The following is a 13,079-nucleotide window of genomic DNA, read 5'->3' as shown; positions in this document are numbered from 1 at the left end:
TCATGTCTATTATTATTAAACCAGTTATTTCAGAAAAGGCTAATTACCTTACAGATTTAAGAGGTTCTTATTCTTTCTTGGTAGATACTAAGGCGAATAAAATCCAGATTAAAAAAGCTGTGGAAGCGGCTTACGGTGTAAAAGTAGCAGACGTAAATACAATGATTTATGCTCCTAAGGTATCTGCGAAATATACAAAGAAAGGTCTTCAAGTAGGAAAGACAAACAAATTGAAAAAAGCGGTAATCAAACTTGCTGAAGGTGAGGTTATCGATATTTTTGCTGTAAATTAATTATTAATTATAAATAATAGTAATGTCTGTTAGAAAATTAAAACCTATCACCCCGGGACAGAGATTCAGAATTGTAAACAATTTTGAGGAAATTACTACTAACAAACCAGAGAAATCTCTAGTAGTTGGTATTAAAAAGTCAGGTGGACGTAACAACACAGGTAAAATGACCATGCGTTACACCGGAGGTGGACACAAAAAGAAATACAGAATTATTGACTTCAAAAGAAACAAAGCAAACGTTGAAGCAACTGTAAAATCTGTAGAATACGATCCAAACAGAACTGCATTTATCGCTTTATTAGAGTACGCAGACGGAGAGAAGAGATACATCATCGCTCCAAATGGTATCAAAGTTGATCAAAAAGTGGTTTCAGGAGAGAGTGTAGAACCCAATGTAGGTAACGCAATGAAATTGAAAAACATTCCATTGGGTACTGTAATTTCTTGTATCGAAATGAAGCCTGGTCAAGGTGCTATTTTAGCAAGAAGTGCTGGTTCTTCAGCTCAATTAACTTCAAGAGACGGAAAATATGCCATCATCAAATTGCCTTCAGGAGAATCCAGAATGATCCTTACTGAATGTATGGCTATGGTTGGTTCAGTTTCTAACTCTGATCACCAATTAACTGTATCAGGTAAAGCTGGTAGAAGCAGATGGTTAGGTAGAAGACCAAGAACAAGAGCGGTAGTAATGAACCCAGTAGATCACCCAATGGGTGGTGGTGAAGGACGTTCTTCTGGAGGTCACCCAAGATCTAGAAACGGTAAACCGGCTAAAGGTTACAAAACTAGAAAGAAAAACAAAGTGTCTAACCGTTACATCGTATCTAAAAGAAAATAATTATGGCAAGATCACTTAAAAAAGGACCGTTCATTCATCATACTTTAGATAAGAAGGTTCAGGCAAATATAGAGTCTGGTAAGAAGACAGTTATCAAAACTTGGTCTAGAGCATCTATGATCTCTCCGGACTTCGTAGGACAAACTATTGCTGTACACAACGGGAAATCTTTTATCCCTGTATACGTTACAGAAAACATGGTTGGTCACAAGTTAGGCGAATTTTCTCCAACAAGATCTTTCAGAGGTCATGGTGGTAACAAAAACAAAGGAAGCAGATAATCATGGGATCAAGAAAACAAGATAGCGCAATCGCAAGAAAAGAAGCTAACAAAGACGTTGTTAAAGCTTCATTAAACAACTGCCCTTCTTCTCCAAGAAAAATGAGATTAGTTGCTGATATCATTAGAGGAGAGCAGGTAGATAAAGCACTTTATATCCTTAAATATTCTAAGAAAGAGGCTTCTAATAAATTAGAAAAATTACTTCTTTCTGCTATTGCTAACTGGCAAGTGAAAAACGAAGGAGCTGACATCGAGGAAGCGAACCTTATCGTTAAAGAAATTTTTGTGGATAGTGCAAGACAATTGAAGAGACTAAGACCAGCTCCACAAGGTAGAGGGTATAGAATCAGAAAAAGATCTAACCACGTTACATTAATCTTAGGTAATAAAGAAAATTAATCAAGGTATGGGACAGAAGACAAATCCAATTGGTAACAGATTAGGTATCATCAGAGGATGGGATTCTAACTGGTTTGGTGGAAACGATTATGGAGACAGAATCGCTGAAGACTACAAAATCAGAAGATACCTTGAAGCTAGATTATCTAAGGGTGGTATTTCAAAAATTTATATTGAAAGAACACTAAAATTAGTAACAGTTACTATTACTACTGCTAGACCGGGACTTATCATCGGTAAAGGAGGTCAGGAAGTTGATAAATTGAAAGAAGAGTTGAAGAAACTGACTAAAAAGGATATTCAAATCAACATTTTCGAAATCAAAAGACCTGAACTTGATGCAGTATTAGTTGCAGATAGCATCGCTAAGCAAATTGAAAACAGAATTTCTTACAGAAGAGCTGTTAAAATGGCAATGGCTGGGACAATGAGAATGGGTGGTGAAGGTATCAAAGTTCAAATCTCTGGTAGATTGAACGGTGCTGAAATGGCAAGAAGCGAGTCTTTCAAAGAAGGAAGAATCCCATTGTCTACTTTCAGAGCTGATATCGATTATCACATTGCTGAAGCTTTAACTCAGTATGGTAAGCTAGGTGTAAAAGTTTGGATCATGAAAGGTGAAGTTTACGGTAAAAGAGAACTTTCTCCACTAGTGGGACAACAGAAAAAAGGACCTTCAGGAGGCGGAAACAGAGGAGATAGAGATAACAGAAGACCTTCAAGAGATAAAAAAAATAATTAATAAAATTTTAGAGGATAGTTTTTAAATTACCGTTACTTTTTTAAAATCTAAATTCTAAAATCTAAAATTTAAGAAATTATGTTACAACCAAAAAGAACCAAATTCCGTAGAGTTCATAAGATGAAGATGAAGGGGAATGCCCAGAGAGGTAATCAACTTGCTTACGGAACTTTCGGAATCAAAGCTATAGAAGGAGCTTGGATCACTGCAAGACAAATTGAAGCTGCGCGTATCGCTGCGACAAGATATATGAAGAGAGAAGGTCAGCTATGGATCAAAATCTTCCCGGATAAGCCAATTACTAAAAAACCAGCTGAAGTAAGGATGGGTAAAGGTAAAGGTGCTGTGGAATATTGGGTAGCTGTAGTAAAGCCAGGTAAAATTATGTTCGAAGTTGGAGGAGTACCTTACGAAGTAGCGAAAGAAGCTCTTAGACTTGCAGCACAGAAATTACCAGTAGTTACTAAATTCGTAGTTGCTAACGATTTTGTTAAACCTCTATAATCTTTGAATATAATGAAAAAAGCTGATATTAAAAATTTAAGCGCGGGTGATATTCAAGCACAATTAACTGAAGCAAAAGCTCAATATTCTAAATTGAAATTGGCTCATGCAATCAGCCCAATTGAAAACCCAATCCAAATCAGAGATTTGAGAAAAACAATCGCAAGACTAAACACTGAGTTAACTAACAAACAATAATTTCATTTTACAATGGAAAGAAATTTAAGAAAAGAAAGAATCGGAGTTGTTTCCAGCAATAAAATGGAAAAAACCATTGTTGTTAGTGAAACGATGAGAATGAAACACCCGATGTACGGTAAATTCGTATTGAAAACGAAAAAATATACTGCACACGACGAAAACAACGAATGCAACGAAGGAGATACAGTTTTGATCCAAGAAACTAGACCTTTGAGCAAGAACAAAAGATGGAGATTAGTAAGAATCATTGAAAAAGCTAAGTAATAATGTTACAAACAGAATCAAGATTAAAAGTTGCTGATAACACAGGTGCTAAAGAAGTATTAGTTATCAGAGTTCTGGGAGGAACCAGAAGAAGATATGCTTCAGTTGGTGATAAAATCGTTGTTACTATCAAAGATTCAACACCATCAGGAAACGCTAAAAAAGGTCAGGTATCTAAAGCTGTAGTAGTAAGAACTAAAAAAGCAGTAAGAAGAAAAGATGGTTCATACATCAAATTCGAAGACAATGCTTGTGTATTACTAAACGCAGCAGGAGAAATGAGAGGAACTCGTGTTTTCGGACCAGTTGCTCGTGAGTTGAGAGACAAAGAATATATGAAAATCATTTCATTAGCTCCTGAAGTACTTTAATTTTAAAAATTTTTAAAAGAAAATGTCAAAGTTAAAAATAAAAAGAGGAGATAACGTCATCATTACTACTGGTAAGAAAGAGATCAAAGGTAAGACAGGTGAAGTTATTGAAGTGATCAAAAAAGAAGGAAAAGACCCAAGAGTTGTTGTAGCAGGACTTAACATCATCAAAAAGCACGTTAAGCCTTCAGCTTCTAACCCTCAAGGAGGAATCGTTGAAAGAGAAGCTTCTATTCATATCTCAAACGTAGCTTTAGTTGGTAAAGACGGAAAAGCTATCAAAGTAGGTTACAAAATCGAAGGAGATAAGAAAGTAAGAATCAATAAGAAAACGGGTGAAACTTTATAATTTTTAAGAACACATGGAATATATAGCAAGACCCAAAAAAGCATATAAAGAAACAATTGTTCCTGCAATGATGGAAGAATTTGGGTACAAGTCAGTAATGCAAGTACCTAGATTGGAGAAAATCATCTTATCTCAAGGATTAGGTGATGCTACTGCAGACAAAAAAATCATTGATTATGCTGTAGAAGAGCTTACAAATATCACTGGTCAAAAGGCTGTTGGTACGATCTCTAAGAAAGACGAAGCTGCTTTCAAATTGAGAAAAGGAATGCCTGTAGGAGCTAAAGTTACTTTGAGAGCTGATAAAATGTATGAGTTCTTAGATAGATTAACTTCTTCTGCATTGCCACGTATTAGAGATTTCTCTGGTATTAAAGCTGATGGTTTCGATGGTAGAGGAAACTACAACTTAGGGATCACTGAACAGATCATCTTCCCTGAGATCGTAATTGACAAGGTGAAAAAAATCCAAGGGATGGACATCACTTTCGTTACTACTGCGAAAACAGATAAAGAAGCTAAAGCATTATTAACTCACTTCGGTTTACCATTTAAAAAGAACTAAGAAATGGCTAAAGAATCAATGAAAGCGCGTGAGCGCAAAAGAGAAGCACTAGTTGCTAAATATGCTGCGAAAAGACAAGCTCTTAAAGAAGCTGGTGACTACGAAGCATTACAAAAACTTCCTAAAAACGCTTCTCCTGTAAGATTACACAACAGATGTAAGTTAACAGGTAGACCAAGAGGATATATGAGAACGTTCGGTATTTCCAGAGTAACTTTCAGAGAAATGGCAAACAACGGTCTTATCCCGGGAGTTAAAAAAGCTAGTTGGTAATAATTACTAATTAATCCGGACAATTAAGTTGTTCAGATACTAAAGATAAAAATATCAGACCTAGGATTTTCTGAAGTCTGATATTTTACTCTTCAAGTCTTTACAATACTGATTGTCTTTAACCAATAATTTATAAAAGAAAAATGGTAACAGATCCAATTTCAGATTTCCTAACAAGAGTAAGGAACGCACAAAGCGCAGGCCACAAAGTGGTGGAAATTCCTGCATCGAAAATCAAAAAGGAGATTACTAAGATCTTATTCGATCAAGGGTATATCTTAAACTACAAGTTTGAAGATAACGCTGTTCAAGGTACGATCAAAATCGCTTTAAAGTACGATAAGCAAACTAACAAACCTGCTATCAAGTCTATTCAAAGAGCTTCAAGACCAGGTTTAAGACAGTACAAAGGTTCTACTGAACTTCCAAGAGTACTAAACGGTTTGGGTATTTCTATCATCTCTACTTCTAAAGGAGTAATGACTGACAAGAAAGCTAGAGAAGAGAAAGTAGGCGGTGAAGTAATCTGCTATGTTTATTAATTTTTAATCAAAGGAAAATGTCAAGAATTGGTAAAGCAATTATAACAATTCCAGCAGGAGTTACAATCACTGAAAATGAAGGTGTAGTAACTGTAAAAGGTCCAAAAGGAGAACTTTCTCAGGAGCTTACAGCAGGAATTACTTTAGAACAAAGAGATGGAGAACTGAATGTAAACAGACCATCTGATTCTAAGCAACACAAGGCGCTTCACGGTTTATACAGAGCGTTGATCAATAATATGATTGTTGGTGTATCTGAAGGATTCACAAAACAGTTAGAATTAGTAGGGGTAGGATACAGAGCTTCTCACTCAGGACAAAAACTTGAGTTGGCTTTAGGATTCTCTCACGGTATCGTATTAGAGCTTCCAGGTGAAGTAAAAGTAGATACATTGACTGAAAAAGGTAAAAACCCAATTATTACTTTAACGTCTCATGACAAGCAACTTCTGGGAATGGTAACTGCAAAGATCCGTTCTTTCAGAAAGCCTGAGCCATACAAAGGAAAAGGTGTAAGATTCGTTGGTGAAAATGTTAGACGTAAAGCTGGTAAATCTGCTTAATAAATTATAAGAAAATGGCATTAAGTAAATTAGAAAAAAGAATAAGAATCAAAAGAAGAGTAAGAGGAAAAATCTCTGGATCTTCTGAATTGCCAAGATTATCTGTATATAAAAGTAATAAGGAAATTTACGCTCAGTTAATCGACGATAACAGTGGAAAAACATTAGTATCAGCTTCTTCTAGAGAGAAAGGTGTAGATGCTAACGGAACTAAAACTGAAGTTTCTGCTGCTGTAGGTAAAGCTATTGCTGCTAAAGCTATCGCTGCAGGAATCGAAAATATAGTGTTTGATAGAAACGGATTCGTATATCACGGAAGAGTTAAGGCTCTAGCTGATGGTGCGAGAGAAGGAGGACTTAAATTCTAATCATAAAAATTTCGGAAATATGTTAGGACTAGATAATATAGAAAGAGTAAAACCGGGAGGATTAGAATTAAAAGATCGTCTCGTAGCTGTTAACAGAGTAACAAAAGTAACAAAAGGGGGTAGAGCTTTCGGATTTTCTGCTATCGTAGTAGTAGGTAATGAAGACGGAGTTATCGGTTACGGTTTAGGAAAATCTAAAGAGGTTGCTTCTGCAATTGCTAAAGCAGTTGAAGATGCTAAGAAAAACCTTGTGAAAGTTCCTGTAATGAACCACACCATCCCTCACCAAACTACTGCTAGATACGGTGGTGCAGATATCTTCTTAAGACCTGCTTCTCACGGTACAGGACTTATCGCCGGAGGTGCGGTAAGAGCGGTATTGGAATCTGCTGGTATTCACGATATCCTTTCAAAATCTAAAGGATCTTCTAACCCTCACAACGTGGTGAAAGCTACTTTCAAAGCGTTATTGGACATCAGAAGACCTGAAGAAATCGCTAGAATGAGAGGAGTTTCACTAAGTAAAGTGTTTAACGGTTAATATATAAAACAATGGCAACAATCAAAGTAAAACAAGTAAGAAGCGCTATTGGAAGAACAAAAACCCAAAAGAGAACGCTTGAAGCATTAGGATTTAAGAAACTTCACCAAGTTGTAGAACACGAAGCTACTCCTTCTATCTTAGGAATGATAGCTGCAGTTAGTCATTTACTTGAAGTTCAAAAATAATTTTTAAAATAATTTTAAAATGAATTTAAACAACATAAAACCAGCTGCAGGATCTACTTTCAATTCAAAAAGAATTGGTAGAGGACAAGGTAGTGGAAAAGGTGGTACTTCTACAAAAGGACACAAAGGACAGAAATCAAGAGCTGGTTATTCTCAGAAGATCGGTTTTGAAGGAGGTCAGATGCCTTTACAAAGAAGATTACCGAAATTCGGATTCAAAAATGTAAACAGAAAAGAGTTTAGAGCTATCAACCTAGATTCTATCCAAACTTTAATCGAGAACAAATCTATTACAGGTGAGATCACGAAAGATGTTTTGGTAGCAAACGGTTTAGCTTCTAAAAACGAATTAGTGAAAATTATGGGTAGAGGAGAATTGAAATCTGCGGTTTCAATCTCAGCTGACAAATTCACTAAATCTGCTGAAGAGCTTATCGCTAAAGCAGGTGGAAAAGCAATTACCTTATAATAATTACTAATGAAAGAATTTATACAAACCCTCAAAAATATTTGGAGCCTAAAGGAATTAAGAGATAAAATTCTTTTTACGTTAGGTATTATCCTTGTGTATAGATTCGCATCTTATATCTCTCTACCAGCAATTAACCTTGCAGAAGTAGGAGATCTCTTAGAGCATTATAAAAATCAAGGCGGAAACAAGCAAGGAGCAGGTCTTCTTGGCTTGCTTTCGTCATTTACGGGGGGAGCATTCAGCCACGCTTCCGTAATGGCGTTAGGAATCATGCCTTATATTTCTGCTTCTATTATTGTTCAGTTGATGGGGATGGCTATTCCTTATCTTCAGAAACTTCAGAAAGATGGAGAGTCAGGTAGAAATACATTGAACCAAATTACAAGATGGTTAACTATCGGAGTTTGTCTAGTACAGGCACCTTCTTATTTAACTTCTATTACTCAATTATTCTTACCGTATGCTCAGTTCCAATCTGCATACTTTGTAGAGCCAAATTCTGTTATGTTCTGGTTACCAAGTATTGTTATCTTGGTTGCTGGTTCAGTATTCGCAATGTGGTTAGGTGAGAAAATCACCGACAAGGGTATCGGAAACGGTATCTCTATCCTTATTATGGTGGGGATCCTTTCAAGATTACCGGAAGCATTCGTGCAGGAAATGGCAGTTCAGAACGGAAAAGGTGGAATGGGATCTATCATGATCCTTATTGAAGTGTTATTCTGGATGTTGGTTGTTCTTTTAGCAGTAATACTATCCGTAGCTGTTAGAAAAATTCCTATTCAGTATGTAAGCAGAGCTCAAGCAAGAGGAGGTGTAAACAGAAATCTTATGCAGGGAGCAAGACAATGGATCCCATTGAAAGTTAATGCAGCCGGTGTAATGCCAATTATCTTTGCTCAGGCATTGATGTTCGTACCTGGTTTATTAACAAAAGTAGATGAATCTAATACTTTTCTTGCAGGTTTCAAGAATGTTTTTAGCTGGCAATACAACGTATTGTTTGCACTACTAATTATTATCTTCTCATTTTTCTATACTGCAATTACCATTCCGGTGAACCAAATGGCCGATGATCTGAAGAGAAACGGAGGTTTAGTACCGAAAGTAAGACCAGGAAAAGACACTGCTGATTATTTAGATGATATTTTATCAAAAATTACCTTGCCAGGTGCAATATTTTTATCTATCTTTGCAGTCCTTCCAGCAATTGTACATGGAAGCTTTGTTCAGACAGATGCGTTCGCCCTATTTTTCGGGGGGACATCACTATTGATTATGGTTGGAGTAATTTTGGATACTGTTCAACAGATTAATACGTATCTGCTGAACCATCATTATGATGGCTTAATGCAGTCTAAATTATCAAGAACGACTGGATATTAATTTATGGCGAAACAAAAACATATTGAACAAGATGGCGTGATCGTGGAAGCACTTTCTAACGCCATGTTCCGTGTAGAACTGGAAAATGGGCATATCCTTATTGCACATATTTCCGGTAAAATGAGAATGCATTATATTAAACTTTTACCTGGTGATAAGGTAAAACTAGAAATGTCTCCTTACGATTTAACGAAAGGGAGAATTACATTTAGATATTAAACAAATGCCAAATGGAATCTCCGGATCTCCATTTGGCTCTTGTTAAAAAATAAATACTATCAAATGAAAGTTAGAGCATCAATTAAGAAAAGAAGCGCTGATTGCAAGATTGTACGCAGAAAAGGTGTACTGTTTGTAATCAACAAAAAGAACCCAAAATTTAAACAAAGACAAGGCTAACATTAAATTATGGCGAGAATTGCAGGTATTGATTTACCAAAAAACAAAAGAGGCGTTATCGGTTTAACTTACATCTACGGAATCGGAAGAAGTACTTCTTCAGAAATCCTTAAAGCTGCCGGTATCAGCGAAGATAAGAAAGTCAACGAATGGAATGACGATGAATTGGCTGCCATCAGAACATACATCTCTGAAAACATCAAAGTAGAAGGAGAATTGAGATCTGAAGTGCAATTGAACATCAAGAGATTGATGGACATAGGATGCCAACGAGGAATACGTCACAGACTAGGATTACCTTTAAGAGGCCAGAGAACGAAAAACAACTCTAGAACCCGTAAAGGAAAGAGAAAAACAGTTGCTAACAAGAAAAAAGCTAGTAAATAATCGTTAGGAATTATGGCAAAACAAACTAAAGTAGTTAAGAAAAGAAAAGTAAAAGTTGAAGCTATTGGCGAAGCACATATTCAAGCTTCTTTCAATAACATCATCATTTCTTTAACAAATAAAAACGGAGAGGTTATCTCTTGGGCTTCTGCTGGTAAAATGGGCTTCAGAGGTTCTAAAAAGAATACTCCATTTGCTGCTCAGATGGCAGCTGAAAATTGCTCTGCTGTAGCTCACGAAGCTGGGTTAAGAAGAGTAAAGGTGTTTGTAAAAGGACCTGGTGCAGGTAGAGAATCTGCTATCAGATCTATCCACAACTCAGGAATTGAAGTTAGTGAAATCATTGATGTGACTCCTATGCCACACAATGGATGTAGACCACCAAAAAGAAGAAGAGTTTAATTTTTAGAATTTACCCATTATGGCAAGATATATTGGACCTAAAACTAAGATTGCTAGAAAGTTTGGTGCTGCAATCTACGGAGATGACAAAAACTTCGAGAAAAGAAAAAACCAACCACCAGGACAACACGGTCCTAACAAGAGAAGAGGTGCTAAGAAATCTGAATATGCAGTTCAGTTAGCTGAAAAGCAAAAAGCTAAATATACTTATGGTATTTTAGAAAGACAGTTTGCTAACTTATTCGACAAAGCACACAGAAGTAAAGGTGTAACAGGTGAAGTTCTATTACAACTTTGCGAATCTAGATTGGATAACGTAGTGTACAGATTAGGTTTTGCTAAAACAAGATCTGCTGCAAGACAATTAGTTTCTCACAGACACATCACTGTGAACGGAGAAAAAGTAAATATTCCATCTTATTTGCTAAAAGCTGGTGATGTAATCGCTGTAAGAGAAAAGTCTAAGTCTCTTGAAGTTGTTACCAACGCATTAGCTTCTAAAGCAAACTATGAGTGGTTACAATTCAACGATGAGAAGAAAGAAGGTACTTTCGTTTCTGCTCCTGAAAGAATCCAAATCCCGGAAGACATCAAGGAACAGCTTATCGTCGAACTTTACTCTAAATAATTTTTTAATCAAATTTTTGCTCAACCCAATAATATGGCAATTTTACAATTCATAAAACCCGATAAAGTAATTTTACTTAACTCTGATGAATTTAGAGGTCAATTTGAATTCAGACCACTAGAACCAGGTTTCGGGCTTACAATCGGTAATGCTTTGAGAAGAGTGTTGCTTTCTTCTCTGGAAGGTTATGCTATTTCATCTATCAAAATAGAAGGTGTAGAGCACGAATTTTCAACCATTCCAGGAGTAATTGAAGACGTTACCGAAATTATTCTTAACCTTAAGCAGGTAAGATTAAAAGCTGTAGCAGAAAACCAAGCTAATGAGCAGGTAGTTGCTAAGGTTTCAGGTCAGACGGTTATTACTGCTGGAGATTTAGGGAAGTCTATCAATGGATTTGAGGTGTTGAACCCGGATCTAGTGATCTGCAACCTAAACAGTGATGTAACTTTCGAAATTACTTTCAATATTGAAAAAGGTAGAGGATATGTTCCTTCAGAACAAAATAAGTCAAACAATGCACCAGTAGGTACCATTGCTATTGACTCTATTTTCACGCCTATTAAGAAAGTACAATACAGCATTGAAAATTATCGTGTAGAGCAAAAAACAGACTACGAAAAACTTGTATTAGATATAGAAACTGATGGTTCCATCAGTCCTCAAAATGCTTTAACAGAAGCTTCTAAGATATTAATTTATCACTTCATGTTGTTCTCTGATGAGAGAATCACTCTTGAAACAGAAGCCGTGAAAGCATCTATCCAATACGATGAAGAAACTCTTCATACAAGACAACTACTTAAGTCTAAGTTAGCAGATATGGATCTTTCTGTAAGAGCCCTAAACTGTCTGAAAGCCGCTGAAGTAGAAACTCTTGGAGAATTGGTTTCTTACAGTAAGTCTGATTTGATGAAATTCAGAAATTTTGGTAAAAAATCTTTGACAGAACTAGAAGAATTAGTGCATTCAAAAGGTCTTAACTTCGGTTTCGACGTTGCAAAATATAAGTTAGACGCTGATAAATAATTAATAATGAGACACGGTAAAAAATTCAATCACTTAGGAAGAACAGCTTCTCATAGAAGTGCTTTACTTTCTAATATGGCTTGTTCTCTAATTGAGCATAAAAGAATCAACACTACTGTAGCTAAAGCTAAAGCTTTAAGAGTATATGTTGAACCTCTATTAACAAAAGCAAAAGAAGATACTACACACAATAGAAGAGTTGTTTTTTCATATCTTCAAAATAAGGAAGCGGTTGCTGAATTGTTCAGAACTGTAGCTCCTAAAATCGCTGAAAGAAACGGTGGTTATACAAGAATCATCAAAACAGGTTTCAGACCAGGTGATGCTGCTGATACTGCTCTTATCGAGCTAGTGGATTTCAACGAGCTTTATAATCCTAATGCTGAAGAGAAAAAAGCTACAAGAAGAAGCAGAAGATCTGCAACAGCTAAAAAAGCTGAAACTGTAGTTGCTGAAGCTCCAAAAGTAGAAGAAAAAGTTGAAGAGCCAAAGGCAGAAGCAGCTGATTCTACTGAAGAGAAAACTGAAGAATAAGACTTTTTCAGATATATAAAAAACCGTTCAGATTCTGAACGGTTTTTTTATGCATTAAATTTTAGTTTTCACCAGCTGAATAATGTTGTTATCCTGGTCCAGAATTAAACTATCTCCTTTTACAGTTGCTTTCATATCGTCCTTTTGGTAAATCGTTTCTTTGGCATCCGATTTTATTTTAGGTAAGGTGAAAGTTTTCTTATTGCTGGTAATAGCGAGTGTGCTTTCTTTTGAGGTCTCCGTGAAGATCACTTTTACCAGTGTTCCATCTACTGCTTTATAGATAGAAGACTTTGTTTCCGTCTTATTTCCATTGACAATTGATGTTGATGAACCGGAAGTTAATGTATCCATTGTTCCATTGTTATCAACCACTTTTGTTTCTGAGGTTTCCAATTTAATGGTGCCTTTGTTTCCGCTTTCGTTCTTCCCACAGCTTATCAAGGAAAGGACAATCAGCGAAACGCCTATTATAAGTTCTTTTTTCATATTCTCTTAAGGGATTATTCAGATTTAAATTATTTTTTTTGTCTTCAATAAATTTGATTAAAT

Annotated in this window: 27 protein-coding genes; 26 read left to right on the top strand and 1 reads right to left on the bottom strand. The window is 36.0% G+C overall.

Annotated features, from left to right (window positions below):
* Positions 1–2 precede the first annotated feature (2 nt).
* The 26 genes from rplW to rplQ all read left to right on the top strand — a co-directional run bounded on the left by rplW (position 3) and on the right by rplQ (position 12,527).
* On the top strand, positions 3–293 hold the full coding sequence (rplW, locus tag EGI05_RS14300; protein WP_123263717.1) for a 50S ribosomal protein L23: 291 nt from the start codon (positions 3–5) through the stop codon (positions 291–293).
* Between the two features lie 22 nt (positions 294–315).
* Positions 316–1,137, top strand: coding sequence for a 50S ribosomal protein L2 (gene rplB, locus EGI05_RS14295; protein ID WP_123263716.1), 822 nt, complete (start codon positions 316–318; stop codon positions 1,135–1,137).
* Between the two features lie 2 nt (positions 1,138–1,139).
* A complete protein-coding gene (gene rpsS, locus EGI05_RS14290) occupies positions 1,140–1,418 on the top strand; it encodes a 30S ribosomal protein S19 (RefSeq protein ID WP_002983209.1) in 279 nt (92 codons plus the stop codon).
* A 2-nt stretch (positions 1,419–1,420) separates the two neighbouring features.
* Positions 1,421–1,819 (top strand): 50S ribosomal protein L22, encoded by a 399-nt coding sequence (rplV, locus tag EGI05_RS14285; protein ID WP_050020604.1) that lies wholly within the window; start codon positions 1,421–1,423, stop codon positions 1,817–1,819.
* Positions 1,820–1,826: 7 nt separating this feature from the next.
* Positions 1,827–2,561, top strand: a complete 735-nt coding sequence (gene rpsC, locus EGI05_RS14280) for a 30S ribosomal protein S3 (RefSeq protein WP_123263715.1) — start codon at positions 1,827–1,829, stop codon at positions 2,559–2,561.
* 78 nt (positions 2,562–2,639) lie between these two features.
* On the top strand, positions 2,640–3,065 hold the full coding sequence (gene rplP / locus EGI05_RS14275) for a 50S ribosomal protein L16 (RefSeq protein ID WP_121462210.1): 426 nt from the start codon (positions 2,640–2,642) through the stop codon (positions 3,063–3,065).
* A gap of 12 nt (positions 3,066–3,077) precedes the next feature.
* Positions 3,078–3,263, top strand: coding sequence for a 50S ribosomal protein L29 (gene rpmC, locus EGI05_RS14270; RefSeq protein WP_027381309.1), 186 nt, complete (start codon positions 3,078–3,080; stop codon positions 3,261–3,263).
* 12 nt (positions 3,264–3,275) lie between these two features.
* A complete protein-coding gene (gene rpsQ / locus EGI05_RS14265) occupies positions 3,276–3,530 on the top strand; it encodes a 30S ribosomal protein S17 (RefSeq protein ID WP_002661338.1) in 255 nt (84 codons plus the stop codon).
* A gap of 2 nt (positions 3,531–3,532) precedes the next feature.
* Positions 3,533–3,901, top strand: a complete 369-nt coding sequence (rplN, locus tag EGI05_RS14260) for a 50S ribosomal protein L14 (RefSeq protein ID WP_007839504.1) — start codon at positions 3,533–3,535, stop codon at positions 3,899–3,901.
* A gap of 22 nt (positions 3,902–3,923) precedes the next feature.
* Positions 3,924–4,250, top strand: a complete 327-nt coding sequence (gene rplX / locus EGI05_RS14255; protein WP_123263714.1) for a 50S ribosomal protein L24 — start codon at positions 3,924–3,926, stop codon at positions 4,248–4,250.
* 13 nt (positions 4,251–4,263) lie between these two features.
* Entirely contained in the window at positions 4,264–4,815 is a 552-nt protein-coding gene (gene rplE, locus EGI05_RS14250; protein ID WP_100377196.1) for a 50S ribosomal protein L5, read from the top strand.
* A 3-nt stretch (positions 4,816–4,818) separates the two neighbouring features.
* Complete coding sequence (gene rpsN / locus EGI05_RS14245; RefSeq protein WP_121462208.1) at positions 4,819–5,088, top strand: 30S ribosomal protein S14; 270 nt, start codon at positions 4,819–4,821, stop codon at positions 5,086–5,088.
* Between the two features lie 143 nt (positions 5,089–5,231).
* The gene (gene rpsH / locus EGI05_RS14240; protein ID WP_123263713.1) at positions 5,232–5,630 is read left to right on the top strand and encodes a 30S ribosomal protein S8; all 399 of its coding nucleotides are present in this window, start codon (positions 5,232–5,234) and stop codon (positions 5,628–5,630) included.
* Between the two features lie 17 nt (positions 5,631–5,647).
* Positions 5,648–6,193, top strand: a complete 546-nt coding sequence (rplF, locus tag EGI05_RS14235; protein ID WP_123263712.1) for a 50S ribosomal protein L6 — start codon at positions 5,648–5,650, stop codon at positions 6,191–6,193.
* Positions 6,194–6,207: 14 nt separating this feature from the next.
* The gene (gene rplR / locus EGI05_RS14230) at positions 6,208–6,561 is read left to right on the top strand and encodes a 50S ribosomal protein L18 (protein WP_123263711.1); all 354 of its coding nucleotides are present in this window, start codon (positions 6,208–6,210) and stop codon (positions 6,559–6,561) included.
* Between the two features lie 19 nt (positions 6,562–6,580).
* On the top strand, positions 6,581–7,102 hold the full coding sequence (rpsE, locus tag EGI05_RS14225; protein ID WP_047401284.1) for a 30S ribosomal protein S5: 522 nt from the start codon (positions 6,581–6,583) through the stop codon (positions 7,100–7,102).
* An 11-nt stretch (positions 7,103–7,113) separates the two neighbouring features.
* Positions 7,114–7,290 carry a 50S ribosomal protein L30 gene (gene rpmD / locus EGI05_RS14220; protein WP_007839493.1) on the top strand — a complete coding sequence of 59 codons (177 nt, stop codon included), beginning with the start codon at positions 7,114–7,116 and terminating at the stop codon, positions 7,288–7,290.
* A 19-nt stretch (positions 7,291–7,309) separates the two neighbouring features.
* Positions 7,310–7,759 carry a 50S ribosomal protein L15 gene (gene rplO / locus EGI05_RS14215; protein ID WP_123263710.1) on the top strand — a complete coding sequence of 150 codons (450 nt, stop codon included), beginning with the start codon at positions 7,310–7,312 and terminating at the stop codon, positions 7,757–7,759.
* 9 nt (positions 7,760–7,768) lie between these two features.
* Positions 7,769–9,148: a preprotein translocase subunit SecY gene (secY, locus tag EGI05_RS14210; protein ID WP_123263709.1), complete on the top strand. Its 1,380-nt coding sequence runs from the start codon at positions 7,769–7,771 to the stop codon at positions 9,146–9,148.
* 3 nt (positions 9,149–9,151) lie between these two features.
* Entirely contained in the window at positions 9,152–9,367 is a 216-nt protein-coding gene (gene infA / locus EGI05_RS14205; RefSeq protein WP_002983257.1) for a translation initiation factor IF-1, read from the top strand.
* 63 nt (positions 9,368–9,430) lie between these two features.
* Entirely contained in the window at positions 9,431–9,547 is a 117-nt protein-coding gene (rpmJ, locus tag EGI05_RS14200) for a 50S ribosomal protein L36 (RefSeq protein WP_007839480.1), read from the top strand.
* A 9-nt stretch (positions 9,548–9,556) separates the two neighbouring features.
* Positions 9,557–9,934, top strand: coding sequence for a 30S ribosomal protein S13 (gene rpsM, locus EGI05_RS14195; RefSeq protein ID WP_050020611.1), 378 nt, complete (start codon positions 9,557–9,559; stop codon positions 9,932–9,934).
* A 12-nt stretch (positions 9,935–9,946) separates the two neighbouring features.
* A complete protein-coding gene (gene rpsK, locus EGI05_RS14190; RefSeq protein WP_002983263.1) occupies positions 9,947–10,336 on the top strand; it encodes a 30S ribosomal protein S11 in 390 nt (129 codons plus the stop codon).
* Between the two features lie 19 nt (positions 10,337–10,355).
* A complete protein-coding gene (gene rpsD, locus EGI05_RS14185) occupies positions 10,356–10,964 on the top strand; it encodes a 30S ribosomal protein S4 (protein WP_121462204.1) in 609 nt (202 codons plus the stop codon).
* 33 nt (positions 10,965–10,997) lie between these two features.
* A complete protein-coding gene (locus tag EGI05_RS14180) occupies positions 10,998–11,993 on the top strand; it encodes a DNA-directed RNA polymerase subunit alpha (RefSeq protein ID WP_121462203.1) in 996 nt (331 codons plus the stop codon).
* A 6-nt stretch (positions 11,994–11,999) separates the two neighbouring features.
* The gene (gene rplQ, locus EGI05_RS14175; protein ID WP_123263708.1) at positions 12,000–12,527 is read left to right on the top strand and encodes a 50S ribosomal protein L17; all 528 of its coding nucleotides are present in this window, start codon (positions 12,000–12,002) and stop codon (positions 12,525–12,527) included.
* Between the two features lie 54 nt (positions 12,528–12,581).
* Here rplQ and EGI05_RS14170 read toward each other — a convergent pair whose 3' ends face one another.
* Positions 12,582–13,016, bottom strand: a complete 435-nt coding sequence (locus tag EGI05_RS14170) for a hypothetical protein (protein WP_123263707.1) — start codon at positions 13,014–13,016, stop codon at positions 12,582–12,584.
* Positions 13,017–13,079: the final 63 nt, after the last annotated feature.

Origin of the sequence: Chryseobacterium daecheongense (genome assembly GCF_003729955.1) — a bacterium.
GTDB classification, from domain to species: Bacteria; Bacteroidota; Bacteroidia; order Flavobacteriales; family Weeksellaceae; genus Chryseobacterium; species Chryseobacterium daecheongense.
The sequence above is the reverse complement of the archived record's forward strand: the minus strand, read 5'-3'. Positions and strand labels throughout refer to the sequence as shown.

Excerpts from the sequence above, each read along its gene's own strand:
- rplW (WP_123263717.1), top strand. The coding sequence starts at position 3 with ATGTCTATTATTATTAAACCAGTTATTTCAGAAAAGGCTAATTACCTT.
- rplB (WP_123263716.1), top strand. The coding sequence starts at position 316 with ATGTCTGTTAGAAAATTAAAACCTATCACCCCGGGACAGAGATTCAGA.
- rpsS (WP_002983209.1), top strand. The coding sequence starts at position 1,140 with ATGGCAAGATCACTTAAAAAAGGACCGTTCATTCATCATACTTTAGAT.
- rplV (WP_050020604.1), top strand. The coding sequence starts at position 1,421 with ATGGGATCAAGAAAACAAGATAGCGCAATCGCAAGAAAAGAAGCTAAC.
- rpsC (WP_123263715.1), top strand. The coding sequence starts at position 1,827 with ATGGGACAGAAGACAAATCCAATTGGTAACAGATTAGGTATCATCAGA.
- rplP (WP_121462210.1), top strand. The coding sequence starts at position 2,640 with ATGTTACAACCAAAAAGAACCAAATTCCGTAGAGTTCATAAGATGAAG.
- rpmC (WP_027381309.1), top strand. The coding sequence starts at position 3,078 with ATGAAAAAAGCTGATATTAAAAATTTAAGCGCGGGTGATATTCAAGCA.
- rpsQ (WP_002661338.1), top strand. The coding sequence starts at position 3,276 with ATGGAAAGAAATTTAAGAAAAGAAAGAATCGGAGTTGTTTCCAGCAAT.
- rplN (WP_007839504.1), top strand. The coding sequence starts at position 3,533 with ATGTTACAAACAGAATCAAGATTAAAAGTTGCTGATAACACAGGTGCT.
- rplX (WP_123263714.1), top strand. The coding sequence starts at position 3,924 with ATGTCAAAGTTAAAAATAAAAAGAGGAGATAACGTCATCATTACTACT.
- rplE (WP_100377196.1), top strand. The coding sequence starts at position 4,264 with ATGGAATATATAGCAAGACCCAAAAAAGCATATAAAGAAACAATTGTT.
- rpsN (WP_121462208.1), top strand. The coding sequence starts at position 4,819 with ATGGCTAAAGAATCAATGAAAGCGCGTGAGCGCAAAAGAGAAGCACTA.
- rpsH (WP_123263713.1), top strand. The coding sequence starts at position 5,232 with ATGGTAACAGATCCAATTTCAGATTTCCTAACAAGAGTAAGGAACGCA.
- rplF (WP_123263712.1), top strand. The coding sequence starts at position 5,648 with ATGTCAAGAATTGGTAAAGCAATTATAACAATTCCAGCAGGAGTTACA.
- rplR (WP_123263711.1), top strand. The coding sequence starts at position 6,208 with ATGGCATTAAGTAAATTAGAAAAAAGAATAAGAATCAAAAGAAGAGTA.
- rpsE (WP_047401284.1), top strand. The coding sequence starts at position 6,581 with ATGTTAGGACTAGATAATATAGAAAGAGTAAAACCGGGAGGATTAGAA.
- rpmD (WP_007839493.1), top strand. The coding sequence starts at position 7,114 with ATGGCAACAATCAAAGTAAAACAAGTAAGAAGCGCTATTGGAAGAACA.
- rplO (WP_123263710.1), top strand. The coding sequence starts at position 7,310 with ATGAATTTAAACAACATAAAACCAGCTGCAGGATCTACTTTCAATTCA.
- secY (WP_123263709.1), top strand. The coding sequence starts at position 7,769 with ATGAAAGAATTTATACAAACCCTCAAAAATATTTGGAGCCTAAAGGAA.
- infA (WP_002983257.1), top strand. The coding sequence starts at position 9,152 with ATGGCGAAACAAAAACATATTGAACAAGATGGCGTGATCGTGGAAGCA.
- rpmJ (WP_007839480.1), top strand. The coding sequence starts at position 9,431 with ATGAAAGTTAGAGCATCAATTAAGAAAAGAAGCGCTGATTGCAAGATT.
- rpsM (WP_050020611.1), top strand. The coding sequence starts at position 9,557 with ATGGCGAGAATTGCAGGTATTGATTTACCAAAAAACAAAAGAGGCGTT.
- rpsK (WP_002983263.1), top strand. The coding sequence starts at position 9,947 with ATGGCAAAACAAACTAAAGTAGTTAAGAAAAGAAAAGTAAAAGTTGAA.
- rpsD (WP_121462204.1), top strand. The coding sequence starts at position 10,356 with ATGGCAAGATATATTGGACCTAAAACTAAGATTGCTAGAAAGTTTGGT.
- EGI05_RS14180 (WP_121462203.1), top strand. The coding sequence starts at position 10,998 with ATGGCAATTTTACAATTCATAAAACCCGATAAAGTAATTTTACTTAAC.
- rplQ (WP_123263708.1), top strand. The coding sequence starts at position 12,000 with ATGAGACACGGTAAAAAATTCAATCACTTAGGAAGAACAGCTTCTCAT.
- EGI05_RS14170 (WP_123263707.1), bottom strand. The coding sequence starts at position 13,016 with ATGAAAAAAGAACTTATAATAGGCGTTTCGCTGATTGTCCTTTCCTTG.